21 protein-coding genes and 3 tRNA genes are annotated in these 26,053 nt (G+C 36.2%); 17 read left to right on the top strand and 7 right to left on the bottom strand.

Annotated features, from left to right (window positions below; all coding sequences use genetic code 11):
* Positions 1–12 precede the first annotated feature (12 nt).
* Positions 13–1,782: a phospho-sugar mutase gene (locus tag BMS_RS11950; RefSeq protein ID WP_014245078.1), complete on the bottom strand. Its 1,770-nt coding sequence runs from the start codon at positions 1,780–1,782 to the stop codon at positions 13–15.
* A 199-nt stretch (positions 1,783–1,981) separates the two neighbouring features.
* Here BMS_RS11950 and BMS_RS11945 point away from each other — a divergent pair, with 199 nt between their 5' ends.
* Together BMS_RS11945 and BMS_RS11940 are read left to right on the top strand one after the other, a co-directional pair.
* Entirely contained in the window at positions 1,982–2,230 is a 249-nt protein-coding gene (locus BMS_RS11945; RefSeq protein WP_014245077.1) for a ferredoxin, read from the top strand.
* Positions 2,231–2,376: 146 nt separating this feature from the next.
* Positions 2,377–3,705 (top strand): putative Na+/H+ antiporter, encoded by a 1,329-nt coding sequence (locus BMS_RS11940; protein ID WP_014245076.1) that lies wholly within the window; start codon positions 2,377–2,379, stop codon positions 3,703–3,705.
* A gap of 53 nt (positions 3,706–3,758) precedes the next feature.
* Here BMS_RS11940 and BMS_RS11935 read toward each other — a convergent pair whose 3' ends face one another.
* Entirely contained in the window at positions 3,759–4,832 is a 1,074-nt protein-coding gene (locus BMS_RS11935; RefSeq protein ID WP_044557574.1) for a branched-chain amino acid aminotransferase, read from the bottom strand.
* A 170-nt stretch (positions 4,833–5,002) separates the two neighbouring features.
* Between BMS_RS11935 and BMS_RS11930 the strand changes: the two genes are divergently transcribed.
* A complete protein-coding gene (locus BMS_RS11930) occupies positions 5,003–6,124 on the top strand; it encodes a hypothetical protein (protein ID WP_014245074.1) in 1,122 nt (373 codons plus the stop codon).
* Here the strand turns inward: BMS_RS11930 and BMS_RS11925 are convergent.
* Positions 6,114–6,974, bottom strand: a complete 861-nt coding sequence (locus BMS_RS11925) for a hypothetical protein (RefSeq protein WP_014245073.1) — start codon at positions 6,972–6,974, stop codon at positions 6,114–6,116. The two genes, BMS_RS11930 and BMS_RS11925, sit on opposite strands and share 11 nt — an antisense overlap.
* A gap of 20 nt (positions 6,975–6,994) precedes the next feature.
* Positions 6,995–7,069: transfer RNA gene (locus tag BMS_RS11920), tRNA-Val, on the bottom strand.
* A 142-nt stretch (positions 7,070–7,211) separates the two neighbouring features.
* Between BMS_RS11920 and BMS_RS11915 the strand changes: the two genes are divergently transcribed.
* The 8 genes from BMS_RS11915 (at position 7,212) to BMS_RS11880 (ending at position 18,469) form a co-directional block, all read left to right on the top strand.
* A complete protein-coding gene (locus BMS_RS11915) occupies positions 7,212–8,855 on the top strand; it encodes an ATP-binding cassette domain-containing protein (RefSeq protein WP_014245072.1) in 1,644 nt (547 codons plus the stop codon).
* A complete protein-coding gene (locus tag BMS_RS11910) occupies positions 8,827–10,590 on the top strand; it encodes an ATP-binding cassette domain-containing protein (protein WP_014245071.1) in 1,764 nt (587 codons plus the stop codon). Before BMS_RS11915 ends, BMS_RS11910 begins: the two co-directional genes overlap by 29 nt.
* Positions 10,591–10,643: 53 nt before the next feature.
* Complete coding sequence (locus tag BMS_RS11905) at positions 10,644–11,696, top strand: DsbA family protein (protein WP_044557571.1); 1,053 nt, start codon at positions 10,644–10,646, stop codon at positions 11,694–11,696.
* Positions 11,697–11,827: 131 nt separating this feature from the next.
* Positions 11,828–13,768, top strand: coding sequence for a hypothetical protein (locus BMS_RS11900; protein WP_014245069.1), 1,941 nt, complete (start codon positions 11,828–11,830; stop codon positions 13,766–13,768).
* A gap of 73 nt (positions 13,769–13,841) precedes the next feature.
* Positions 13,842–15,521, top strand: coding sequence for a pyruvate kinase (gene pyk / locus BMS_RS11895; protein WP_014245068.1), 1,680 nt, complete (start codon positions 13,842–13,844; stop codon positions 15,519–15,521).
* Between the two features lie 2 nt (positions 15,522–15,523).
* Positions 15,524–16,543 carry an epoxyqueuosine reductase gene (locus BMS_RS11890; RefSeq protein ID WP_014245067.1) on the top strand — a complete coding sequence of 340 codons (1,020 nt, stop codon included), beginning with the start codon at positions 15,524–15,526 and terminating at the stop codon, positions 16,541–16,543.
* A gap of 71 nt (positions 16,544–16,614) precedes the next feature.
* The gene (locus tag BMS_RS11885) at positions 16,615–17,022 is read left to right on the top strand and encodes a hypothetical protein (protein ID WP_044557570.1); all 408 of its coding nucleotides are present in this window, start codon (positions 16,615–16,617) and stop codon (positions 17,020–17,022) included.
* A 100-nt stretch (positions 17,023–17,122) separates the two neighbouring features.
* The gene (locus BMS_RS11880) at positions 17,123–18,469 is read left to right on the top strand and encodes a hybrid sensor histidine kinase/response regulator (protein ID WP_083885984.1); all 1,347 of its coding nucleotides are present in this window, start codon (positions 17,123–17,125) and stop codon (positions 18,467–18,469) included.
* Here the strand turns inward: BMS_RS11880 and BMS_RS11875 are convergent.
* Positions 18,462–19,253 carry an alpha/beta hydrolase gene (locus tag BMS_RS11875; protein WP_014245066.1) on the bottom strand — a complete coding sequence of 264 codons (792 nt, stop codon included), beginning with the start codon at positions 19,251–19,253 and terminating at the stop codon, positions 18,462–18,464. The genes BMS_RS11880 and BMS_RS11875 overlap by 8 nt on opposite strands.
* Positions 19,254–19,351: 98 nt before the next feature.
* Here BMS_RS11875 and BMS_RS11870 point away from each other — a divergent pair.
* The 4 genes from BMS_RS11870 (at position 19,352) to BMS_RS11855 (ending at position 22,461) form a co-directional block, all read left to right on the top strand.
* A tRNA-Phe gene (locus BMS_RS11870) sits at positions 19,352–19,427 on the top strand.
* 74 nt (positions 19,428–19,501) lie between these two features.
* Positions 19,502–19,879, top strand: coding sequence for a cupin domain-containing protein (locus BMS_RS11865; protein ID WP_014245065.1), 378 nt, complete (start codon positions 19,502–19,504; stop codon positions 19,877–19,879).
* A gap of 279 nt (positions 19,880–20,158) precedes the next feature.
* The gene (locus BMS_RS17080; RefSeq protein ID WP_014245064.1) at positions 20,159–22,045 is read left to right on the top strand and encodes a PAS domain-containing hybrid sensor histidine kinase/response regulator; all 1,887 of its coding nucleotides are present in this window, start codon (positions 20,159–20,161) and stop codon (positions 22,043–22,045) included.
* 44 nt (positions 22,046–22,089) lie between these two features.
* Positions 22,090–22,461, top strand: coding sequence for a VOC family protein (locus tag BMS_RS11855; protein WP_014245063.1), 372 nt, complete (start codon positions 22,090–22,092; stop codon positions 22,459–22,461).
* A gap of 66 nt (positions 22,462–22,527) precedes the next feature.
* Here BMS_RS11855 and BMS_RS11850 read toward each other — a convergent pair whose 3' ends face one another.
* Positions 22,528–23,724, bottom strand: coding sequence for a hypothetical protein (locus tag BMS_RS11850; protein WP_014245062.1), 1,197 nt, complete (start codon positions 23,722–23,724; stop codon positions 22,528–22,530).
* Positions 23,725–23,879: 155 nt separating this feature from the next.
* Positions 23,880–25,244, bottom strand: a complete 1,365-nt coding sequence (locus BMS_RS11845; RefSeq protein WP_044557568.1) for a hypothetical protein — start codon at positions 25,242–25,244, stop codon at positions 23,880–23,882.
* A gap of 186 nt (positions 25,245–25,430) precedes the next feature.
* Between BMS_RS11845 and BMS_RS11840 the strand changes: the two genes are divergently transcribed.
* Together BMS_RS11840 and BMS_RS11835 are read left to right on the top strand one after the other, a co-directional pair.
* Positions 25,431–25,506 (top strand) — tRNA-Gly (locus BMS_RS11840).
* Positions 25,507–25,654: 148 nt separating this feature from the next.
* A complete protein-coding gene (locus tag BMS_RS11835) occupies positions 25,655–26,050 on the top strand; it encodes a MerR family transcriptional regulator (RefSeq protein ID WP_044558117.1) in 396 nt (131 codons plus the stop codon).
* Positions 26,051–26,053: the final 3 nt, after the last annotated feature.

Genomic DNA, 26,053 nt, shown 5'->3' with positions numbered 1-26,053 from the left:
TTCCTCTATTTATTAGGCCTGATCAGCTTGTTCTTTGATGTAATCAAGGAACTCTTGTGTTTTTTGATTGGCCTTTTGCTTCTTTTCTTCTAGGCTTCCTTCTTTTTCTTGAATCATGATGTAGAACTTAATCTTTGGTTCTGTTCCAGAAGGGCGCATATAGACTTTAGTACCATTAGTAAAATTGAAACCTAGAACATTACTACTTGGAAGGTCAAGTTTGGAGATCTTAGAGTCTGTAAAAGATTTAGACTCACCAGTAGAGTAGTCTTCTAAGTAACTGATTTCTTCGCCACAGAACGTCTTCTCACTATATCCTCTGAAGTTATCCATAATACGAGAGATTTTCTCTGAGCCTTCTTTCCCAAAATAATTTAAGTTGAGTAGTGTTTCTGATGAGAATCCATACTCTTCATAAATCTTATCTAGACCATCAACTAGATCCATTCCTTGTAATTTATAGTGAAGACAAATTTCACTTAAAAGAGTAATTGAGCTCACGCCGTCTTTATCTCTAACAAATTCATGATTGAGGTATCCAAATGATTCTTCAGTGGCAAAGACGAAGTTTTTCTCTGGATTGGTCTTTTCTAATTGATTCATTTTTCCGCAGATCCATTTAAACCCTGTAAGAGTATTAAATGTCTCTACTCCAAAGCTCTTCGCTATTTGATCTTGAAGTGGAGTCGTTACAATTGTTTTTACAAAGTATGGATTCGTTGGCATTTTTCCAGATTTAGTTAAACCATTCATCATGTAGTGAACCATGAGAATTCCAATTTGGTTTCCATTTAAGTAAACCATCTCTCCATTCTTTTCAAAAGCAAGTCCAACACGATCAGTATCAGGGTCTGTTCCAAAAGCTACGTCAGCTTTAGTGTCTTGCATGAGCTTAACGGCCATGGCCAGAGCTTCTGGGTTTTCAGGGTTAGGAGAGCTAACTGTAGGGAAGTCTGAATCTGGTAGCTTTTGTTCTTCTACAACTTGGACATTAGAGAATCCTAAATTACTTAGAGCTGTAGTACATGGAATATAACCCGTTCCATGAATCGGAGTGTAGACGATATTTAATTTTCCACCGTTTTCAGAACACATTTCTGGATTGATGGCCTTAGAGTTAATTGATTCAAAATATTTATTTTCAACATCTTCTCCAACCCAGTGGATAAGACCTTTACTCTCTCCCTCTTGGAAGTCCATTGTCTTTACACTCGCAAAGTCAGTGATAGAGTTATAATTATTAATAATATTTGAATCGTTTGGAGGAGTGACTTGTGCACCATCATTCCAAAAAACTTTGTAGCCGTTGTACTCTGGTGGGTTGTGAGACGCCGTAACCATTACTCCAGCTTGAGCATTGTGGTGTCTTACACTAAAGCTAAGAAGAGGAACTGGATTTAATCTTTTATAAATATAGGCGTGAATTCCATTGGCTGCCATAACACTGGCAACTTCTTTAGCGAACTCAAAAGAGAAGCGTCTATTATCGTAAGAGATAGCGACTTTAAGTTCGCTCAGACCTTCTTCTTTTCCAGAGCGAATAACTTCATTCGCAAGTGCCTGAGTGGCCTTTCTAATAGTGTATGTATTGATTCTATTTGTACCAGCACCAATAATACTTCTCATTCCACCTGTTCCAAACTCAAGGTCCTTATAGAATCTCTCTATTAATTCTTTCTCGTTATTTTCATCGATGAGGTTTTGAATTTCTTTGCGAGATTCTTCACTGAAATATTTATTGTTGGCCCAAGCAGTAGCTCTTTCTAATGCGCTTTGCTCCATTATTTATTCTCCGGTTTGCTAAAGTCGTATAAAACTCGAAGCGCCATTGTGCCATTATTAAAGAAAAGTGACAAGAATGACGTAGAGCATATACTTGAAATGATTGAGAAAGGAAGTCTATTTTAGGGGCATAAGGTATAGTCTTTCGCTAAATATTGATATAATAATTAGAGAACTGATAAGATTAAGGAGATTAATAATGGCCAATAAGGACATGAAGCACGAGAAAAATATTGCTGGTGCCTGGTACTGTACTGATCCAGATGACGATAATGGAGAAGGGTGTATTGCTTGTAACGTTTGTTATACAGGTGCTCCAGAGTTTTTCGCAGAAGATGAAGATGGAAATGCTTACGTCATTAAGCAACCAAGCACTGATGAGGAAGTTGAACTTTGCGTTGAGCAAATGGAAGCTTGCCCAGTGGCATCAATCGGAGACGATGGTTAAAGTTTAAATTCATGGGCCAATCTCTTGGCCCAAACTTTTAAAAAAATTCATTCCTAAGTTTACAATCCTGAGTTAAAATTTAAGTAGTTATCTTTTTATATCTTAAATCCGAGTTTGGAACTCGGAATAACAACTAGGAGTGTTAAGTGAATCCAACTAACGTTCAATTAGTGGGGACAATTCTTTTCGTATGCGCTGTTCTCCACACGTTTCTCGTTTCAAAATTTGAGCACCTTGCTCACAAGTATCCAAAAGGTTCTATGGGAGAGAATATATTTCACTTCCTAGGTGAGGTTGAAGCCGTATTTGGAATGTGGGCGGCGATCTTAATTGGCTACATGAGTGTAACTCAAGGACTAATGGTTTTTGGAGAAGATGGTCACACTGTTGTAGGTGGGGCGATTAAATATCTAGAAGGGCTTAATTATACAGAGCCAGCTTTTGTTTTTGTCATTATGTGTATTGCTGGTACGAGACCTGTTATTCTCTTTGCTGAGAAGATCATTTTAGGAATATCTAAAGTTCTTCCTCTACCTGGAAAAATGGCTTTCTATGTTTCTGCTCTTGTGATTGGACCACTTCTTGGTTCTTTTATTACTGAGCCTGCGGCAATGACTGTGACTGCACTTATTCTTTTACAATACTTCTACTCAAATGAAATGAGTCATAAATTTAAGTACGCTACGCTTGGACTTCTCTTTGTAAATATCTCAATTGGTGGAACACTTTCTCACTTTGCAGCTCCTCCTGTTCTGATGGTTGCAGGAAAGTGGCACTGGGGATTTATGCATATGATTACTCACTTTGGGTATAAGTCTACTGTAGCAATTCTTATTTCTACAGCGGTTGTTGTCGCAATATTTAGAAAAGAGCTAGCTGGAAGTTTACAAGTTAAAGAAGCTCAAGAGAATGCTCTTGTTCCAACTTGGTGGATGACTTTAACTCACTTAATCTTCATGGGATTAGTTGTTTATACAGCTCACCACATGGTTTTCTTCCTAGGTCTATTCCTTTTCTTCCTTGGTTTTGCAACAATTACTCAGCAATACCAAGATGCAATTAAGTTAAAAGAATCTCTTCTTGTTGGTTTCTTCCTTGCGGGTCTAGTAACATTAGGTGCACAACAAGCTTGGTGGCTACAACCAGTACTTGGAAAGATGAATGATATTGTTCTCTTCTTTGGTGCTACAGCACTAACTGCAATTACAGATAATGCGGCCCTAACGTACCTTGGTTCATTAGTAGAGTTAACAGATTCAGCGAAGTATAATCTTGTTGCCGGTGCCGTTGCTGGTGGTGGTTTAACTGTAATTGCTAACGCTCCAAACCCAGCTGGATTTGGTATATTAAAAGGTTCTTTTGGAAAAGAGGGAATTAGTCCTCTAGGACTTTTACTAGGTGCAATTGGACCAACGCTTATTGCAATGCTTTGTTTAGAGCTTCTACCATCAATTATTGTTGGTTCTGGACATTAAAAGAAATTAAAAAGATTTTTAGAGAGGCCCAAGTTATGCTTGGGCCTTTTTTATTAGTGACAGACAACCTTTACAGTCTCTCTCCATCCATGAATATCTTCAATTCTCCCTTCTTGTAGTGAGAGTAGAGTTTCACGTAACTTTTTGGCAACAGGACCTTCAGGATTTTTAACATTCCATTCATTACCTTCTATATCACCAAGAGTTCCAATAGGAGTAATGATAGCGGCTGTTCCACAAGCAAAACACTCCGTACACTTACCACTAGAAATTGCATCGAGTAGGTTATTAATATTCATTTTCTCTTCGATCACTTGGTAACCTAGGTCTTTTGCAAGTTGAACCAGTGAGTTTCTTGTAATTCCATCGAGAATAGTATCTTGGATTTCTGGTGTATGAAGTTTGCCATCGATCACTGCAAAGAAATTCATTCCAGACATTTCTTCGATATAGCATTTTTCTAGAGCATCCAGCCAAAGTGTTTGCTGAAAGCCTAGTGACTTGGCCTTTTGGGCCGAGACTAAACTTCCTGCATAATTGCCACCTGTTTTAGCTGCACCCATTCCTCCTGGACACGCTCTTACATACTCTTTTTCTATTAGGACTTTTAAATATCCCGTTGTGAAGTAAGCTCCTGAAGGAGAGGCGATAACCATGAATTTAAATTTCTCACTTGGTTTAATACCCAAGTGCTCTTCTGTAGAAATCATAAAAGGTCTTATATAAAGTGACTCACCAGTTTGTGTTGGAATAAAATCATTAGAGTGTCCAACAATAGCTCTTACTGCTTCAAGGTAGATCTCCTCAGGAATTTCTGCCATTGCCATTCTCTTAGCGGACTCATTGAATCTCTTAGCATTTTGATCTGCTCTAAAAAGGTAAGGACCATGTCCTTCGAAGTGATAGGCCTTCATTCCTTCAAAAATTTCTTGTCCATAGTGTAGGACTTTTGCTGTAGGATCGAGCTCTAGTGGTCCATAAGGAAGAAGTTCAAGCTCTCCCCATTTTCCATTCTCATAATCGCATACCGCCATAATTGGAACCATCGTTCTACCAAAACCTATATCCTGTGGAAGTTCAAAGTTCTTTAGGGCCTCAAGCGCCAATGGATTTATCTTTATAGTCATATATGTCCTCGCGAAATTTTTCGAGATATTAGCACTAAATCTTTGAAACGTAACGAAGCGCTAAGTTATCAGGGTGTATGACTCAAGTAATATGTGATTTTAGGTGTTTACCTGTTAGGTAAAATTGTAGGGTCTATTAAAGTCCTGAAAATTCGAAGTAAAATAAATCTATGAAAAAACTATGGATTATTTTACTCAGTACATTTTCTCTATGCTCTTTGGCACAGAATTATAAAGGAAGCTTCTACCTAGAAGTTGAAGGCACCAGAAGTCAGCTAGGGTATATAAAAACAAGTGGTGAGTTAACCATGGCCCGTAGTACTCGTCTTTGTCGTGGTATGAAAATGCCAAAGCCCAAAGGGGAGTGGAGTTGTAAGAGTAGCGCACCAAGAGTTAGTGCATGTCGTTTAGAGTATAGTTGTCACTTTTTAAATAAAAACTTTAATAGAGTGACCGAATCAAGAAGACTAAGAACAAAGCTTAAGTCTATTCCTCATCTTAAGGCAAATTATACTATTGCTCTCATTCAAAATGATCAAAAGAAAATACTAAAGAAAGTTGATGGAAGTAAGGTTGTCGCTGCAGCAGCAAGTACTCCTAGAGTAGCAAAGGCGAAGAAAGTTCGTAAACCTACTCCACAAAGAGTAAGGGCTAAGGCTCAAAGAAGTAAGAGAGTAGTAAAGAAAGAAACTATAAATAAATCTAAGCAAGAAGACCTAGAGGAAGTAGCTTTCTTAAAAGAGGATGAATCAAAGAAGTTATTATCTCAAAGTGAAGAATCTCTAGAAGAGGTTGTTGAACAGAGTGAGAACAGTTCTAAAAAAGAAAGTAGAGCTAAGCAAGTTACATCAAAAAGAGAAAATGAACTCTTAGACTTTTCACTTAGCTATATCTCTATTTCTGATGATCAAGACAACTCTCTTACTACATTTGGACTTGCGTGGACGCCTCATTATTTCTTTAGCAGCAGTATTGGTCTAAGAGGAGAAGTAGGGTTTCACTCTTATAAGACACCTGAAACGGAATTACTGGCTTCAGAGTCTTTTTTAATTTATGATCTCGGGCTTTATGCTAGTTATAACTTTACTAATATCTATATCGAAGCTGGTTTTGGCCTTCAGATGTGGAATGGTGAGGGCGCAGAGAACGCAAACTTTATGGCCTTTGGTGGTGGCTATAGGTTTGATGAAACAAAGCTCTATCTCATTGATAGAATATCCTTTGCTATGTCTAGCTTGTCTAATGATATAGGAACGAAAGAACTTAAATTTTCAATCGGCTCTAGTTTTTAATTCTCTTTTGAAGCTCTTTATTAAGAGCTTCTGTCTTACTCTTTCTTTTTACTTTTGATTTTTCTTCTAGGTACCTAAGATAGATTACAATATTGTTAATTCTGTCGACTCGGTTATCGATCTTAGGAGAGAATATCGGCATTTTACTTCTTGGATTTACTTTTCTTGGTTGATTGATAAACCTTTTTAGCTCTTTATCTGAGAACTTCTTGGTCAAGTTATTTGAGATTAATTCGCCTGCTTTTGTTGAGCCATGTCCGTATAGACTATGACAGGCGAGACAGTGCTTTCTTACGTTTTCATATCCCCATTTGAGTTTCTGGTTAGAGTCCTTAGGAGGAATTAGATACTCTGGAAAACTTGAAACCAAATTAAAGCCTATCACTTTATATGGCCAATGAGACATTCTTCTTGAAGGGACTTCTTCTTTATTCTCATTCCAGATTAAGTAAAACGGAGCTAGGTCTACTATTTTTTCTTTATAGAAAGTTAGACTTACAAACTCTTTATTGTCACTACGGGAATAGGCGAGGAAGGACTTTCTCTCATTGAATTTATACGTTTCAATGAGTGGGCTATATTTATCTTTTGTTGAGACACGAAATGCAAAGGAGTCTCTCCATTTCTTGCCATAAATAAAGTTGAAAATTTCTTTCATATCAAAAGCATTGTAAATCTCAGGTTTAAGAGTATAGGGATTGAACACACTGACTTTCTGAGGTTTAAAACGACTCTTCAATTCACTTAGAGTAATTTTCTTTACCTGCTTTTCTTCGTTTGAAAATAATAATTCTTCAGTAGCATTGGCTGAAGTGCTAAGTAGTACAAGGATTGTAAAAATAAATTTCATGCTTAAATATTAATTGATTATGGTGCACCCGACAAGGATTGAACTTGTGACCTTTCCGATGTCAACGGAATGCTCTCCCACTGAGCTACGGGTGCTTTGAAGTGTTCAAAAAATATAGGTGAGATTTAAAAAGGTGTCAATCTCTCATTACCTTGCATAGCGCTAGCATCTTTATTAAATTCTAGAAATTCAAGAATTTAACTTATCCCTTAGTGATAAATAGGCTATAAATACTGGATGAAAAAACGTTTAGATGTCACCCTCTTACAGCTGTTAAAAAATCAGTTTATAGAATTCTTTCCCTGGTATGTTGGCGCATTTATTGCCCTGTACTGTACTCATTATATTCAAAGTGAATTGCCTTTTATGGCCAAAGAGCTGGCAGACTTTGTCATGAATGAAGCTCATGAATTCAATACTATTAAGTTTGCTTACTTGGCCCTTGGAATAATTGTATTTAGAACTTCGTCCAGATTACTCTTTTTCTATCCTGCACGAATTTTACAAAAGTATTTGAGAGTTGAAGCGATTGAGAGAATCGAGAGTTCAAACCCTATTCGCTACAAGAAGTTTTCTGCTGGTCAGCTATTTCAAGTTGTAGGTAATGACCTTGAAGAGGTTAGGGCCTTAATTGGTTTTGCGCTTTTACAAGTGGCAAATATTGTTATTGCAATGAGTGTTCTCGTTCCAAAGCTCTCTGGCTTTAGTCCTAAATTACTTATGGCCTTGACTCCTGTATTTGTCAGCTTTGTGATCTTCACGATTATAGTGAGTCGCAATAAAAAGTACTATAGGAAAACTCAAGACCTGCAGGGTGAGGTTCAGAACTTTATTATGGAGGCCTATACAGGAAAGAAGACGATTAAGAATTACCATGTAGAGAACTCTTTTATTAAATTATTTAAGAAGCACTCTATGGCCGAGTTATATAATTTCTATAAAGCAGGAAATAATATAGCTCTCTCTATTCCTCTCGTACCCTTTGGAGTTGGAGTGTCTCTTCTTTGGGGTGCTCATATAATCAAAGTAGAGGCCCTTGGTGCTTCGTCACTAGTACTTTTTTCTGGCTTTGTATTTCTCTTCTTGGAACCAATGATGTTCCTCTCTTGGATTGGAGTTGTCTTTGCTAGATCTGCTGGAGCATGGTCTAGAATAAAAGAACTGATTAATGCCATTAAGTCAGAGAGTAAAGAGGAGAGAGAACTTCTACTCGATAATAAAGATTCGTCCGAGGGTTATAGAGTAAAGTTGTGGGATGAAAAAATTGACTTAAAGATTGTTGAGTCCAAATGGAATGTATTAATTGGTACTACTGGTTGTGGTAAATCAGAGGTCATCAAACAGATGGCAAATATTTTAATGAGTAGAGGTAAGAAAATTTCTTATGTCGCTCAAGATCCGTACTTATATAACGATTCAGTGAGAGGAAATATTTTTCTAGGAACCGAAGTCACTGAGCAAAGAGAGAAGATGGCCCACGACCTATTGAAGCTCTTTGGTCTCGATTATTTAGAGTCAAGTTTAGATAAATTACTAGACCTAGAAGTTGGCGAGAATGGAAAGAGACTTTCTGGGGGACAGTGTAAGAGACTTTGCTTAATTAGAAGTCTTATGTCTGACGCCGAGATTATTATCTGGGATGATCCATTCTCTTCAGTAGACTTAATTTTAGAGAAACAAATTTTCAACCAACTTAAGGAGAGTGAGTTTACTAAAGGGAGGACTTTTATTTTGAGTTCTCATCGTTTAACCACTGTAAAACTCTCTGATTATATCCTCTACTTAGATAAGGAGAACGGACTTATGGAGTACGGGGAACAAAGTAAATTATTAGCTAGCGAGACAAAGACATATGAATACTTCGAAAATCAAATGGTCTAGTATTTTCTTCTTTAAAGGCTCATATCGATATGTAGTCTTAATCTTTATTTGTCTCGTTCTCTCTGCGGGGCTTGGGGCCATGGTTCCTAAGCTCGTTGCGAAATTGGCAGAGAGTTATGAGAATGAAAATATTTTCTATCAAAGTATTGAGCATCTTCTCTATCTCTTTATGGGAGTGTATGCCAATCGATCACTATATCAATTAGGAGTTAATAAGTACGTAAAGTACTTAGTTCAAAATGTGAGATCGTGGTGCTTTGAAAAGTGGATTCTTAGTTATGAAATTCAAGAAGGTGATACTGGGCACGAAGAAAAGTATCCTCAGGGTGAAATCCTCTCCCGTATTGTAAATGATACTGAAAGTATTCGTGAGCTTGTTACATCGGGGACATTTGGAATCTTTATCGATCTCTTCTTTGTTGTTTCTTGTATGTTGAGCTTCATCTCAATCAATACTGTAACAGGTGTCACTCTCGTCGTTGCAGAAGTACTCGCGGCCTCTTTGCTTATTTATGGAAGTAAGTATATGAGAAAAATCTTTCTCTCAGTAAGGCATTCTAGAGGAAATGTTTATAAAACGGTGGCCAATCTCGTTGGAGGTGTAGGGGAGACTTATTTCACTAACCACGAGAGATATGCTTCAAAGAAAGCAGAAGTTGTTTTTGATGACTACCTTGGTAAGATTTTAAAATCAAATGTATGGGACTCGGGATACTACTCAATTGCTGAATCACTTTATCCTCTGTTATTAGCACTTGTTGTACTTATTTTCCCTTATAGTCATATTACTCAAGCTGCAGTGATTCTTGTTATTGTAGACTTAATTCAAAGATCAATTGGGCCAGTAAAAGATATTGCAGGTAAAATTGCGAACGTTCAAAGAGCTGCCAGTGGAGTCGATAGAATAAGTGAATTTATGAACGACTTAGATCAAACGATCTCTTCTCCTAAGAGTTATACAAAGAAAGAGGAGAGTCTAGAGTCAGTGAGTGTGGAGGTAGAAGAATTTTCTTACCCAGTTCGTAGAGAAGGTGAGCCGGCCTTTAGCTTAAATAATATTTCATTTGAGGCCAAGCGCGGTGAGCTTGTAGGTATAGTTGGAATATCTGGTTGTGGAAAATCTACTCTTTTAAAAATCTTAAGTGGAAACCTCATTCCTCAAAGAGCAGAGATAAAAGTTAGTGGGACCGATGGTGAGCAAGTTTCTTTTCCAGGCTCTTCGTTTAAGGATGTGACTAGATATAGAGAGTTGGTAGGAATTGTTTCTCAGGACTCTCATATATTCTCGGAGAGTATCGCTTTTAATATCTGCTTATGTGAAGACATTCCAGAGAGTTTCTACTCCTTTTGGAAGTGGGTAGAAGAGCAAATTCCATATATCACCGAGATTTGGGGAGTAGGTCCTGATACGATTTTAGATCAAAAATCTATTTCAATTGGACAGAAGCAACTTCTGGCAGCGATTAGGTCATGCTATTTGAAAAAGCCAATTGTTCTCTTTGATGAAGTTTCATCAGGGCTAGATTCGAGGCTTGAGTTGGCCTTAAGGAAAGTCATTCTCCTGATCCAGGAGCAGTCCTTAACGTTTATTGTTGCCCATAGATTAGAGACAGTCATTGAGTCAAATAAGATTCTTGTTTTAGATAAGGGGAGACTCGTTTCCTCTGGAACGCACCACTCATTGTTAGACAATTGTGAAATATATAAAGAATTTCTGAATGAGTTGAGCCATTAGGCCAAGTGGGATAGAATTAGAAACGCTAAATATATAAGTGCAAGGAGCGCATGATGAAAAAAGGTAATTTTCTTACAACTGTATCAATTGCAGTTTTAGCAGGAGTTCTATTTTACTCTTGTACAAACTCAGTAGAATCAAAGCCTACATTTCTATTTAAACCGGCACCAGATTCAAGTGCAGGAGTTAAGATTGGCGACAAGGTCATTTCAAAGAACGATCTTTTTAAAGGAATTGAAAGTGAGCTCTACGAAGCAGAGATGAAAGTCTTTGAATTAAAAATGAATAAAATGAAGGCTACTGTTCTTGAAGTTTTAATGGAGCAGGACCCTAAGAAGAAAGGTCTTACAAACGACCAGTATTTAGATAAGTTTATTACTGCCGATGTGAAAATCTCTCAAAAGAAGATCGATGCTTTTGTAAAAGAGAAGAATATTCCTAAAGAGCACTTAAATGATCAGATGAAGCAGAGAATTAAGCAATTCCTTCTTATTGAAGAGAAGAAAACTGCTATAGACAAGTGGTTAGCCGCTAAGACTAAGAAGACTCCAGTTGAAATTTACTTTAATGAGCCAATGAGACCTGTTTTCAATGTCCCTGCTGGAGATTCTCCATTCATGGGTGGTGCTGATGCAAAAGTAGAGATCATTGAGTTCTCTGACTTTCAATGTCCATTCTGTTCAAAGGGTGCGGGAATTATTAATGATCTAAAGAAGAAATATGGAAATAAAATCAAAGTTGTCTTTAAGAATTTTCCACTTCCGTTTCATAACCATGCGAAGAAAGCAGCAGAAGCAGCACTTTGTGTTCACGAGCAAGATAAGGCTAAGTTCTGGCAAATGCACGATGCAATGTTTGCTGATCAGACGAAACTTGATCGTCAAGGTCTAGTAAACTCAGCAAAGAGCTTGAAGATTGATGAAGCAAAATTTACTCAATGCTTAGATTCTGGAAAGTACACAGCTAAGGTTGAGGCCACTATGGAAGAGGGGAAGAATGTAGGTGTAAAATCTACTCCAACTTTCTTTGTTAACGGGAAGATGATTAATGGAGCTCACCCAGTAGAGACTTTCTCTGAGCTAATTGATCAAGAACTTGCTAAGTAGTTAATACTTAATCAAAAATAAATATTTATCACTAGGCCTGGAAAATTCTTACCAGGCCTTTTTATTTCTTCTTATCATGTATAATATTAAGGTCAGGATCACCGCCAAAAAACCAGGAAGGTAGAGGCACAATGGATATTAACGACTATAGTACAAGACTTTCACAAGCAAGAAGTAACTTTAGAGACGCAGCAGATGAGCTGAAAGATCATTATAATTCTGAAGTAGATGAGCTTAGTAAGAACCATGAAAATGTTCAGGCGAAGCAGAGAAATAATTACGAGAAAAGCAAGTCAGAGATTGAGCAAAATGTTGCGAGTACTATAGATCAAAAGAATAAAGAGGTTAAAGAATCCATGCTCCAAAGAACGGAGCAGTTTAGAAATGAGATAGCCTCTCAGCAAGAAGACTTCGAAAATAACAGACAAGACATAAAGAGAAATTTTGACGATAGATTAAACTACCTTAGAGATTCTTATAATAAAGATGTTTCATCTCGTGAACAAAACTATAACGACAAAACGGCGCAGGCTGAGCTCAGATATAGTGAGAGAATGGACCATGCAACTAAGGACTTTCAAGATAAAATTTCAGAGTTTGATAAAACGACGAAAGATGCTGTTAGAGAGCAGAAAGTTGCACTAGATATTGAGAAGAAAGGGCAAGAGTTACGCCATAAGAATGAATTGGCTGACTTTGTTGAAAGTGGAAATTCATCTAGAGCAAAAATGGTAGAGAAGCAGCAAAGAGATTTACAAAATCTTAGAAATACTCAATCTGATGAGTTGAGAAATAGAAATGACCACCATGCTAAAACTGTTGATTCTATTTATGCTCAAAAGAATAAAGAAGCTGAGAATATGTCAGCGAACTTTAAAAAGCTAACTGATGATATTAATGATCGAAATAATAAAAATAATGATCAGATGGCCAAGCTCAATAGAGAGAGAATTACTGAGCTAGAGAGACAATACGCTCAAACTAGTTATCAAAATAAAAGAGAAATGCAAGAAAAGCTTAAAGGTGGATCTCAAGCTGATAGAGATGAGCTAAAGTCTGCAGAATTAACAAGAAAGTTCGATACTAAGATCAAAAATATCAATGAGAGCATTGATAATATGAGATATAAGGATCAGCTTGATAAAGAGAGAATGTCTACTCAATTTCAAAATAGTGCAAAAGAGAGAAATCTTGCACATGCCAAACAAATTGATACATTAGAAAAAGAAACGAGAGACTTTAAAAATAAAACTTTAAAAGAAAATCAAGAGCGTACAGATAACGTGATTGGTGATTACAAGTCAAAACTAGTAAAAGCTCAATTAGATAATGAACAACAATCTATTAAGGATCGTCAAAGTGCTAATAATAGATTGCAAAACCAAAGACAAGAATTTGGTCGTGTTGTAAATCAAATGAGTACTATGAATCAGGAAGCTATTTCAGAGTTACAAAATGAACATGCTAAGGAAAAGTCGAAGTTTATTAATGACACTCGTATGGCCCATCATAATAATGTTGAGCAATTGAAGGATGATTTTAATTCTCGTATGTCAAAGAAAGAGGGAAGTCTTAATCAAAGACTTGAGTCTAAAGAAAAAGAATTAAATCAGACTGTAAATAGATATGAAGAAAAACTTGCTAAATTAGAGACAGAATCGCAGGCTGAAATTAGCAAAATTAAAACTTTTGAAGAAGAGCGTAGAGTTGAAGACTTTAGAGAATTTAAGAGACAGATGCGTAAAATGACTGATACTCATACAAAAGAAAAAATAGCTCTTAAAGATGAGCTGGATAGAAAATTCTTAGATGAAAAGCATAAAAATGATGTAAAAGTAAATGAAATCGTTCAAAAATATGAATCACAACTTGATTTAGAGAGAAATGAAACGAGAAGAAACTTCAAGACTAAGATTAAAGAATTAGAGTCAAACTATCAGAGACTCGCAGATCAGAGTGAGTTAGAGAAAGATCTTATTAGAAATCAGTTTGAAAGAAGAATTGAAGAGATGCAAAAGATCAATCAAATGCAATTAGACGAAATGTCTAGAGAGAAAAACTCATTAGCATAAAATAGAATTGTCTCCTTTCTCATCAAGATGTTATAATATAGGAAATGAAAATTTATCTATAGGAAGCACTTGAATGAGAAGGGCAAAAATTGTGGCCACTTTAGGCCCATCATCTAATACAGTTGAAAAAATATCAGAACTAATTGAAGCGGGAATGAATGTTTGTCGAATTAACATGAGTCACGGAACTCATGATTCGCACAAAGAAGTGATTGCTAATATTAGGGAAGCCTCGACCAAAGTAGATAAACAAGTAGCAATTCTAGCAGACTTACAAGGTCCAAAAATTCGTGTAGATAAACTTACAGAAAATCTCAATTTAGAAAATGGTGAGGAGTGGGTAATTGGTCCAACTAAGCTTATGGGGGACTACCCAGAGTATAAAGATAAGTACATTCCTACAATTTATGAAAACCTAGTAGATGATTGTTTTGATGGAGCACGAATTCTCTTCGATGATGGTCTTATTATGGCCGAAGCGACAAGTAGAGATCGCGATGTTTATAAAATTAAAGTCTCTGTAGGTGGTGTGCTCAAGTCAAATAAGGGGATTAATCTCCCTGATTGCGATGTCTCGGCCCCTAGTTTCACGGATAAAGACCGTGAAGACTTGATGTTTGCTTTGACCCAAAATATTGATTATATCGCTCTCTCATTTGTTAGAAAGGGTGAAGATATTCAAAAGGTTAAAGTTCTCCTTCACGACTTAAAAGTAGATATTCCTATTATTTCAAAAATTGAAAAACCTCAGGCCATTGATAACATTGAAGGTATATTAGATGTTACTGATGTCATAATGGTTGCAAGAGGGGATATGGGGGTAGAAGTAGGTAATCACTTAGTTCCTTCTATCCAGAAAAAATTAATTAGTCTTTGTAACGAGAGGGGAATTCCTGTTATTACAGCGACTCAGATGCTTGAGAGTATGACAAATAATCCAACACCAACAAGAGCTGAGGCAAGTGATGTTGCCAACGCAATTTGGGATGGAACAGATGCTGTGATGTTATCTGGGGAAACTGCTTCTGGCTCGTACCCAGTTGAAGCAGTAAAAACGATGGTAAAGATTATTGAGGATGCTGAGCAAACACCTAAGGAGAGACCTCTACTTAGACATGTGGACCTCTCTAGTGTTCAAGCTTCGGTTATGGTGGCCGCTTCACTTATTGGTGAGAAAGTTTATGCAAAGAGAATCCTAGCTGTAACTGAATCAGGAATCTCATGTTTAAAGCTTGCTAAGTTTAGACCGACGACACCTTGTCTTGGGGTGACGACTACAGAGAAGACAGCAAGAAGAATGTGTCTCTATTGGGGAATCGAACCATTCCTATTGAAGAATTACAGAGAAGATTCTTTCAACTTTCAGTACCATGTTATTAATAAAGTGAAAAAGAAGTTGGGCCTAGTCAATGGGGATAAGTTAGTTATCACTAGAGGGGATGGGCGATTCTTTAGGGCCGGTAGTAGTAATTCAGTAAAGGTCGACATTATAAAAGATGTGCCTAAAGTTCTTGGAAGTGGTGGAGATACATTAGAAGAAATTTCAGATGATAAAAAAAAAATCCTTCTAGACCATAATATCTGTGCTAGTTGCCAAAGGTGTGTTGAGATCTGTCCTCATGCAATTTGGAAAGTTAATCCTATTACAAAGGATACCTACTTAAATAAGGATCAGATTCACTACTGTAATATGGACTTACAATGCATCAAGGTTTGTCCAACTGGTGCAATTGAAATTATTCCAAAATTTTAAGAATGAGAGAGCGCCTACTTAAAGAAGTTTTAAATTCAGAGAACTTAAAGAAGTATGGAATAGTTGACTGGGGTGTAACAACTGAGTCTAGGCCTAAGACATGGAAGTACTATTATAGTTGGGTAGAGAAAGGTCTTAACGGAATTCTAAAGTATCTAGAAGGTGAGAGAAGAGATAAGAGAGAGGACCTCAGAAAGTACTACCCCGAATTTAAGTCTGCCATTGTATTTCAATTTTCCTATGCAAATAAAAAATACGAATTAGACAAGTTCTATAAGTCTCCACTAAGTAATGGCCTTAAAATTGCTAGTTATGTACTTGGCTTTGGTGGTGTCGATTATCACTTTAAGCTTAGAGAAGCGCTCGAGGACATTGCACATCAAATCAAAGCAATTGATCCTACTTTAGATTATAAACTATCTTTAGATACACAGCCCATTCTTGAGAGAGACCTTGCCTTTAGGGCCGGATTAGGTTGGTTTGGTAAAAATAGTATGTTTATAAGTAAGAGTGAGGGGAGTTTTTTTATTCTAGGCTCATTACTTCTTTCTAAGGACTATGAACTTTCGCAGAGAGAGCTTGAGGTTGATCACTGTGGTCAATGCACACGGTGTGCAGATAGTTGTCCAACTCTTGCCATCGATATCGAAACGAGAACTTTAAATTCAAATCTCTGTATAAGTACATATACAATTGAAGACTTCAAAGGTGTACAAGAGGCTCCCAAGGGGATGGAAGATAGTAATGGAGAAATTTTTGGCTGTGATATATGCCAAGAGGTCTGCCCTTGGAATAAAAGATTATTGAGGGTAGGGAAAGTTTCAATAAATGAGAATGAAATATCGGATAAAGAAAGGGAGATGAGGGAGTTCTTTCTAGAGCGAGCGCCAGAGGATGTTATTTTAGATCTAGAAAACATGTCCAATAGAGGATTTCAAAGAAAGTTTAAGTCTACACCAATAGAGCGAACAGGAAGAGTCGGTCTTCTTAAAAACCTACGTTTTTTCTCTGGAAAAAGGTAACCCAAAACAAACTTAATTTCTTTATTTTTTTATTCGAGATATAATGTCAAAAATGCATATAGGGTTAGTACATGAATGAAAATACAACTTTAAGTAATGAGAAGAAGCCGTTCTCATCTCTAAGTAAAATAATTATATTAAAAATTATAGCTATTAGTTCTTTAGTTACGGTGATCTCAACTGGTATCCAACTTTACCGTGACTATTCGCAAAACGTTTCTAAAGTAGATAACGATATAAAAAGAGTTTCAAACCTTATTGTTCCTGAACTTTCATATAACTTATGGCACCTTGATTTAAAAGCACTGAAGATGCAGCTACATTCTCTATCTTCTACAGGTGAATTTACTTATGTTGAGATTAACTACGACGGGCAGACTCTCTCTTCAGGAACAGAAGATCAATTTATTCAAAAGAAAGAAAAAACTTGGCCATTAATGTACTCCTATAAAGGAGAAGAGAGAGCTTGGAAACCATAGAGTCGTAACAGATTTAGAGCCATATATTGAACATGTTCTTAATACCGCTCTATTTATACTTACCGCGAATCTCATCAAAACTTTTATTGTGGCCTTTGTGATGATCTATATTCTAAGAGGTCATGTGATGGTTCCTTTAAATGTTCTATCGACTAAGCTTAAAGACTTTAATATAGATAACCTAGATAAAGAGGATATTGATCTCAATAGAAAGCCTTCGGAGACCATTGATGAATTGGATATTGTTCTCTACTCAGTTAATAAAATGAAGGGGAACTTAATTCACGATATTGAGAGAATTGAGAGAGATAGACAGGAGAAGGAAGAACTGATTGTTAAGCTAAATCAATCACAGAAAATGGAGGCCCTAGGTAGGCTCTCTGGTGGAATTGCTCACGACTTCAATAATATTCTTCATCTCATTTCAGGGTCTGCAGAACAGAGCTTACATTATTTAGAGGCCAATAAACTAGATAAGATTAAGAAGTATCTTGGAAATATTGTAGAGTTCTCTGAAAGAGGGGATAAGCTTATTCGCCAAATCTTAACTTATACACATCAAAAGAAAGTAGAGTACTCAAAGATTAATTTAGTGAATGTTGTTCGCACTAGTTTAGATATGATGAGATCAACACTTCCTGCAAATATAGAAATTGATTATACCTTTGATCAAGAAGTGGACATTCTCGGAGATATCACTCAGATGCAGCAGATTATTATGAATTTCTGTACTAACTCTAGAGACTCAATCGATAAGAAGAATGGCTACATTAAAGTTCGAACACAAGTTAACCATATAAAGAATGAAGTCCAACTCATTATTTCTGACAATGGTTCAGGGATACCAGATGAGGTGAAAGAAAAGATTTATGAACCTTACTTTTCAACTAAACCCATCAATAAGGGAACAGGTATGGGGCTGTCGATTATTCATTCAATTATTGAACAGATGAATGGTCGTATTGAGCTCATTAGTGAAATTGGAGAGGGCGCAAAATTTATTATTTTTCTACCTGTATACTCTGAGGGAGAAGACCTTCTGGCCAATGAGTTAAATCCTACTCAAAGACTTGGTGAGATTACATTAAAAGGTCGTAGAGTTTTAATTCTTGATGATGAAGAGATAATAGCAAATATGCATAAGGATTTTGTAGAGGAGCAAGGAGCAGAAGTTCTTTGCTACACTTCACCCTTAGCTGCTCTTGCTGCACTAAAAACTGGCCTTGAGGTGGATGTTATTCTTACAGATCTCTCGATGCCTGAGATGAGTGGTTTTGAATTTGCGAAGGCCTACTCTGAGAGTGGGGGCGAGAAGCCAATTATACTTCTAACTGGACATGAAGAGAAAGTTCTTTCAGAGAATGATATCTCTTCATACAATATTGAAGAAGTTCTACTCAAGCCTATAAATATGGAAGAATTATTAGAGGTTATTAGCTCTATATAATTCCTTCATCTTTTAAAAACTTCTTAATATGAGGAGCAGCAAGCTCAGGCGTATGGTGAGGAAGTTTTGTTGGGCGATCGTAGCTAACCTCATTATTAGAATTTAATGAATCAACCATTAATTGAGTCCCATCTTTTCCAACGACAATATCATCTGCACCAGTGATGAAGTGGATTCTTCTAGAACTTATTTGAAGATTTTCTTTCCTCTCTTTTATCCATGGAAAAATCACATCGGGCGATATGGCTGCAGATACCAATTGTCTTCTGATATTGAGAGTTGATTTATAAAATGGCGTATCAAAAATATGTGTGACTCCTTTAGGAGGAAGTCCTAAGCCGACACATAGTGATAGTGTTTCTATATCATCAAAGTCGCCAGTTTCAAGAGCACAGAGGGATAATAGAGCACCTAGAGAATGACCGCCCAGAATGGTTTTAACATTCCCCTCTAACTCAGTATCAAACTCTAATTCGTAAGACTTTATAAGCTCATTTCTGGCGATATTAAATAGGTGAGGGGCGTGTTGCTGATACTCCTCTAAGGTATTTACTTCGCTGAAAGTTCCCAGATAATGACCTGGTTGGTCAAAAAGGATATTGGCAATACCTTCTTCCGCTAAGCGAGTAGACCAACTAAGGATACTTGCTTTATGGGAAGTATAGCCATGCGTAAAAGCTCCAATGGCCTTTGTGTCACTGCTATTTGCTTCGGGAAGGAAGATTAATGCATTTAAGTTTTGATCTAAATAAGAAATTTTGGTTTTTATAATTTTAATACTCATACATATAACATACTAAATTATCTAAATTATATTAAGAATTAATTTGACGAAATCAGTACATTCCATTATTTTAATCCTCACTTCAAAAAAGAATTTAAGCCCCGATAGCTCAGTCGGTAGAGCAAAGGACTGAAAATCCTTGTGTCCGTGGTTCGAATCCGCGTCGGGGCACCATTTAAAAAACCAGATGTTAACCCACATCTGGTTTTTTTTTGCCTTTTCTTCAAAATATTTTCTACAATTAGCGAATGGAAATAAAACGTTCTAGTGAACTTAATCACAAGTTGCCAACTTCTAACTCAGAAAAAGATTATCCATTTGCTCTTTCAGCAGAAGTTTTTAAAACGAATCAGTTATTCTTATATAGTGAGAAAGTAAGGCCCGGTACAAAGGCTTCAGCTCCTCACTATCATAGATCAATTGACGAGATCATTTATGTAACTAACGGGGAACTCATTGCAGTCGAAGGTTCTAAAGAGACTAAGTTAGAAAGTGGTGACTTTGTCATTTTTAAAGCAAATTCAGAGTTACTACATTATTTAGAGAATAGAACTGGTACAGAAGCTACATTTTTGATTTTTAGAAGAAATACTAAGAATGATGATGTTAAGTTTGAGCTTGATTAGATAAATTGATGATTGCAGTTCGATAATCGTCCACTTCGGGGCACCACTTAATATCTGATAAACCTCAGCCTAAAGTTTTAGGTCGCGTGTAGACATCGTTGATAAGAAAACGGATGTAAATGGTCAGCTAAAAGAGGAAGGTTCTTAGTATTGAAGTAGAAAGAATAATACATCATAAGAGCGTTATTTTAGTAATTGTTGATGATTTAGCACTGGAATGTCATTCCGCGAGAACAAATTTAATTTAATAGTTTACTCCTAGAAGTCCGATAAATTTTCATGTCAAAATTGAATAATCTTTTAAGTAAGTATGATACTCCCAAGAAAGAGTTATCCCTCCTCAAGCTTCTTGTGATGAATGCTTCCGATGGGGTACATATACTAACTCAAAATGGTGACGTAGTTTATTGCAGTACTACTTTTGCAGATCTTCTGGGCTACTCATTAGAGGAAGCGCATGAACTTAATGTAAAAGATTGGGACAGACACTTCCCTGTAGAAGATATGATACCTGTAATTAAAGACTTAATTGAAAATCCTAAAATCTTTGAAACAAAGCATGAGAAAAAGAATGGTGAGATATTCAATGTTGAAATTAATGCTAGGGGAATTGAATTAGATGGGGACTTTTTTCTTTATGCTTCATCTCGAGATATTACAGGTGTAAAGAAAGAGGCAATGGTTAATAGGAAAAATCATGCTAAGCTGCAATCTATTTTTCGTACAACTCCAGATGCTTTCTTTGTTATTGATTCTAGTGGAAGAATAGAAAGTGTTAACGATAAATTGATCAAGTTATTTGGCCTTAGTGAAAAAGAGTTATTAGGAACTAATATTGATAAGTATCTAAAGGTTGATGTTACAAAGTTGGTTGGTGAAACTGAAGAGTTGGAATTTACTTCCAAAGACGGAAGAGTTGTACCTATAAGTATTAATGTTGGAGAAGCAAGAACTGAAGATGGTTTATATTTAACTGGAATCATAAGAGACATTAGTGAGCAAAAGAAATATCAGCGAGAGCTAGAGGATTCAAGAAATAAAGCTCTTGCCGCGGAAAAAGCGAAGTCCTTATTTCTAGCAAACATGAGTCATGAAATAAGAACTCCTATGAATGGAATTCTGGGGATGGCATCTCTTTTAAAAGATACAAGTTTAAATCCACTTCAAGAAGAGATGCTATCTATTATTAATAGTTGTGGCGACAGTTTACTAACAATTATTAATGATATTTTGAGTTTCTCGAAAATTGAATCAGGTAAACTCTCTATAGAAAAAGTTAGTTTTAACTTAAAGAAGTCTGTCGAAGATGTAACATCTTTAATAGCAAATATTGCTTCTGAAAAAGGGATTACAATACATAGTAAAATTGATAATTCTATACCTCAATTTTTAAAATCAGATATTGTAAGATTAAAGCAAATCATTACAAATCTTCTAAGTAATGCTGTTAAATTCTCTCCCGATGAAGAGAAAGTATTCCTAGATATTAAGCTTACAGGGTGTAACGGAAATATTGTGAAAGTCCTATTTTCGGTAAAAGATAATGGAATTGGAATGAGTGAAGAAGAGCAATCAAGACTATTTCAAGAGTTCACTCAAGCAGACGAGGGAGTGACAAGGAAGTTTGGAGGAACTGGACTTGGGTTATCTATTAGTTCTAAGCTTGCCAAACTTTTAGGCGGAAAGATAAAGGTTGAGAGTAGAAAAGGAGAAGGGAGTAAGTTCAGTTTTGAGTTAGAATTTGAGAAAGGAAATGAATTTCAAAGTGAGGAGCAAGATGTCAATTATGATGGATTTGAAAAGAAGTATCCTCACAAGATAATTCTAGTTGAAGACAATAGGGTTAATCAAAAACTTGGAGAAATGATTCTAGCTAAGCTCGGATATAAAGTAGACATAGTAGAAAATGGAAAAGTGGCTGTAGAAGCTTGTTCTAATGAAAATTACTCACTCATTTTTATGGATATGCAAATGCCTGTCATGGACGGAGTAACAGCTACAAAAAAGATTTTAAAAAATAATAAAGAAAGTAAGATTGTTGCAATGACGGCCAATGTATTAGAAGAAGATAGGCAAAAGTGTTTGGATGCTGGAATGTTGGATTTTGTATCTAAGCCTGTTCGTATAGCTAATGTCGCCTCAGTCATAAAGAGTCTTAGTGATTAATTGTAATATTAAATAATTAAAGAAATAAAATAAGGAGCTTTTTTATGATCCAAGGTGTTCATGATATTTATTATAATGTTACTGACATGAGTAGAGCTGTTAAGTTTTACTCAGAAGTATTGAATATGAAAATCTCCTACGAAACATCTCATTGGACGAGTATGGACTGTGGAGGTGTAATGGTTGGACTTCACTGGACAGAGGGAGAGGATATTCCTTCTTTTCCAAGAGATTCACATGGTGCTCACTGTGGTGGGACTCTTACTTTATCAAGTGATGATGTTTCTTCAGATAGAAAAGTTTTAGAAGCTGCAGGGGCAAAAATACTAGGTGAGGTTGATGAGTCTTGGGGACATATGCTGATATTTGAAGACTTAGATGGGAATGTACTTAAGCTTCAAAATGCGAAGTACTAGTCTTTTGGAATAAGAAAGTAGACGAACTTTGGAACTCTCTGGGGAGCTCCAAAGTTGATTGAAAGATTATTTCTTTGAGTAAATAACTACAACACCACTTCCGTAGTCTTGAGTATTTTCTAAGTTTGCTAGTCCTGTGTTGACAATAATATCACCATGGTTATTCATATCAATATTACCACCAAATGGAATATGTGGTCCGTACGCAATAAGAGCTTCACCCCATGGAACTTTAATTTTATCAAATTGTGTTAGAACTTTCTGAACACCATTCTCTGTTGCTATAAAGATCGTATGGTTTCCTTCTAAGTCCTTACCTCTAAAAGCAACCCAGTTTTTGTCATTGATAATAACTGAAAAGAAACTAAATTCTTTTAGTTCTTTTCCCTTTGTCGCAAGAATTCTTTCGTTTCCGTTTGCTTCAATAAGTACTAATTTCTCAGCTACTCCGTCGTGAGCTATAAAAGCAACAGCTCCTGAATTACTTAGGGCCACTGTATTTCTAAGACTCTTCCATTTAGAATTTGGATCACTATCTTGATCTTGAGCTACGATCTTCTTACTAGATCCTTTGCTTAAAATTATTTGATCAGGTAGAGAGTCATCAAGCTCTCCACGTTTACCAACTCTTACTTTGTAGGCAGCTTCGGAATTGTCATTATAGCTTGGAGAGAAGACAAATGAATATGGAGTGCGAGATCTTTGATTCTGGGCCGTAATTAAATCTAGACCAAATTCAGCATGATAGTTAAATATAGCTAGATCACCTTTAAAGTTTTTCGCCGTAAAAAATAATTCACCACTCTTTGTTAGAAAGAGGTTACTAAAAGATTCGTAAGGCATAATCTCTTCATCATCCATATGATTTGTAAAATTATATCCACCTTCTTTTTTTCCTGTGGCAGTATAAACACCTTTTATACCATTGAGAGTTTGGTGCGTGTAGAAGAGTGCTCCATCATTATTTATTTGAACGTCATTGAATGATTCTCTAGCACCTGTTGTAGTCAGAATTCCCTCTTGAAATTTTGATTTAACCCAAATTCCTGTATCGTATGTACCATCTAGTAGTGTGAGAGTAATGGCCATTTCACCATGATCATTAATTGATGGGGCCCTATCTGTGAAGACAGTTCTTGGTGGCATATTGTGTCCGCTATCTGCAGAAGAGTTAAAAATAAGAGTAGGGGCATTATACTCTAGTGCTTGTGCGCTTGAGATCATACAAGTTAATAAAAGAGCAATGCTCGATAAGTATTTCATTTAGTTCTCCAAGGTCTAATTTGGAGGCATCATAGATGAGTCTGGTTGATGGGTCAAACAATTGTTAAGGAAGTCTAATTATATTGCTTTAGTGGTGCATTGTGTAGTTGATAGGTGTAGGTAAAATGATTTAATTTCAGTAGTTTACTGAGCTTTTAGAGAAAGCTAGAGATCACGTCTCTACAGCTTGTAGCAGGCTTTAAGTACTGAGCTGCATTGGCCAAGTGCTCTTTTGCCATATAGTTGATAAGGCCATAGTCATTTTTCAATTTTTCAACACTATCTAAGATTTTAGGATCGTTAGTTGTATTTCTTAGAAGCCTCTCCATATTTCTAGCAATTGCTCCAGCGATATCATCTTCAAGTTCTTCATCAAGGCCTATTGTCTGTAGTTTTACATAGAGATGATTGAAAGTTTCAAGATCATAAATATTGTCGATTATCTTTTCTGCAAATTGAGAGAAAAAGTAAGGAGTGAATTTTCCGAGGTGATTCATTAGTAAGTCAAGCTCACTTGCGCCTAGAGCTCCTCTTGGGAACTTCTCTAATTGATTTGCGATAAAATCTTTTTGTAAAAGAGTGAAGAAAGAAGCTAAATGCTTAGTGTGAATATTCTTATAAACTTCTAAAACTTCCTTGTGATCAGAAAGAGTTGAAAGCTTTTGCTTAATTCTATCTAATTCAAGATTGTCTAATTCTGTTTGAACTCTTCTCTGTTCTTCAATAGCATTTGTTATTGATGCTAGTGCAGCCTTTTCAAACTCACTTATCTCTCTCGCAACTTTTATTTTGTGACCATCTCTATTAATTTCATATATCTCATTTCCATTACCGTCGAGAGCAATATTGTTCTCATAAAAGAGAAAGCTTGAAAAAACATTAGGTGAGGATGGCTGACGCGCTAATTGATGGCCTGAAGCCCAGTCTAGCAAGAACCATTTATTTTTATCTTTAGAATATACGGCTTGTTCAAGATGAAAATCTCCTATTGAATCAAAGAGTGCTGTTTCTTTTGAAAATTCTATTAGCGACTTTAAGGCCCTCTCCTTAGACTCTTCAGTAAAGGTATTATTTCTCGCTAGGAAAGTTCTAAGGCTAAAGTCGTGCTCAATAATATCTACAAGAAGGTAGTGATCTTTATTGTAGTCATGTATCTTAGGAATTGGTAAACCGGCATCATTTAGCTCTTCGTAACCATTAAATGTATGATTGATAAATCTCATTCCATCACTTAGATGGTAGCGCTTCTCAGTATTTCCATGTGGAAGTCTGAGAGCGAAGTCTACTCCCGTTTCAGGATTTTGAACTTTGAGTATGAGTGTTGTATTTCCGCTACCAAGAATCTTCTTAAAAGTAAGACTTCTATCTATGAGGTGAATGCTCTCACCATCCTTTAAATCTCCCGAGAGAATTTGCTTAGCGAACTCTTCATTAAAGTTCCCATTCTCTAGAAAAAGAGAAAGATCAGCAGACCATGAGGATAGGCTAAGAAATATTAGAGCAAAGAGTATTTTATTCATTGAGTGTATAAAAAGCAAAAGGTATGCCATCTGATGGCAGTGATTCTAATGACTTATGGGCGCTTAAACTGTCTATCTAACCACTTTGGTGATCAAAGATCAGACAGTTTAGATTTTTAGATGATAAAGACATCTAAGGTATTGTCTTAAAATTCGATTTATTATATAAGAATTTTCTCAAAATAAGCGCGTGTATCTCAGTTGGTAGAGAGCTGCCTTGCCATGGCAGATGTCGCAAGTTCGAACCTTGTCACGCGCTCCATTTACCCTTATTTTCAAAAAAATTCTATCGAATATACGCTGCGCTAACGCTTGCTTGTGTACTGGATAACTACTTTCGTAGATTGATAAAGAATTTCTTCGTGTGATATCTTGACTCTGTACTATAGTACGGAGTGTATAAGATGAGTATGAAAGATTTTTTTACAATTGGAAAATTAGCACAAGAGGCGGGTGTCAATATTGAAACGATCCGCTTCTATGAACGCAAAGAGCTTATTAAGCAGCCTAAGAAAACTGGAGCGTATAGATATTATAGCAAGGACTATATCGTTAGAATTCAGTTTATTAAAAGATCGAGAGAACTAGGGTTTACTTTAAAAGAGGCAAAAGAACTCTTAGATTTAAAAGTTAGAAATCACGCCAAGTGTAGTCATGTCCTAGAGAAAACCGAAAACAAGATAAAAGAAATAGATGAGAAGATTAGTGACTTAAAAAAGATGAAGAAGTCTTTAAAGTCTTTAGCAGATTGTTGTGTTGATAAGAATCAACCTTTAAGTGACTGTCCCATTCTAGAATGCTTCTAAAGG

Source organism: Halobacteriovorax marinus SJ (assembly GCF_000210915.2).
GTDB classification, from domain to species: Bacteria; Bdellovibrionota; Bacteriovoracia; order Bacteriovoracales; family Bacteriovoracaceae; genus Halobacteriovorax; species Halobacteriovorax marinus.
This window is presented reverse-complemented; position numbering and strand designations above follow the sequence as displayed.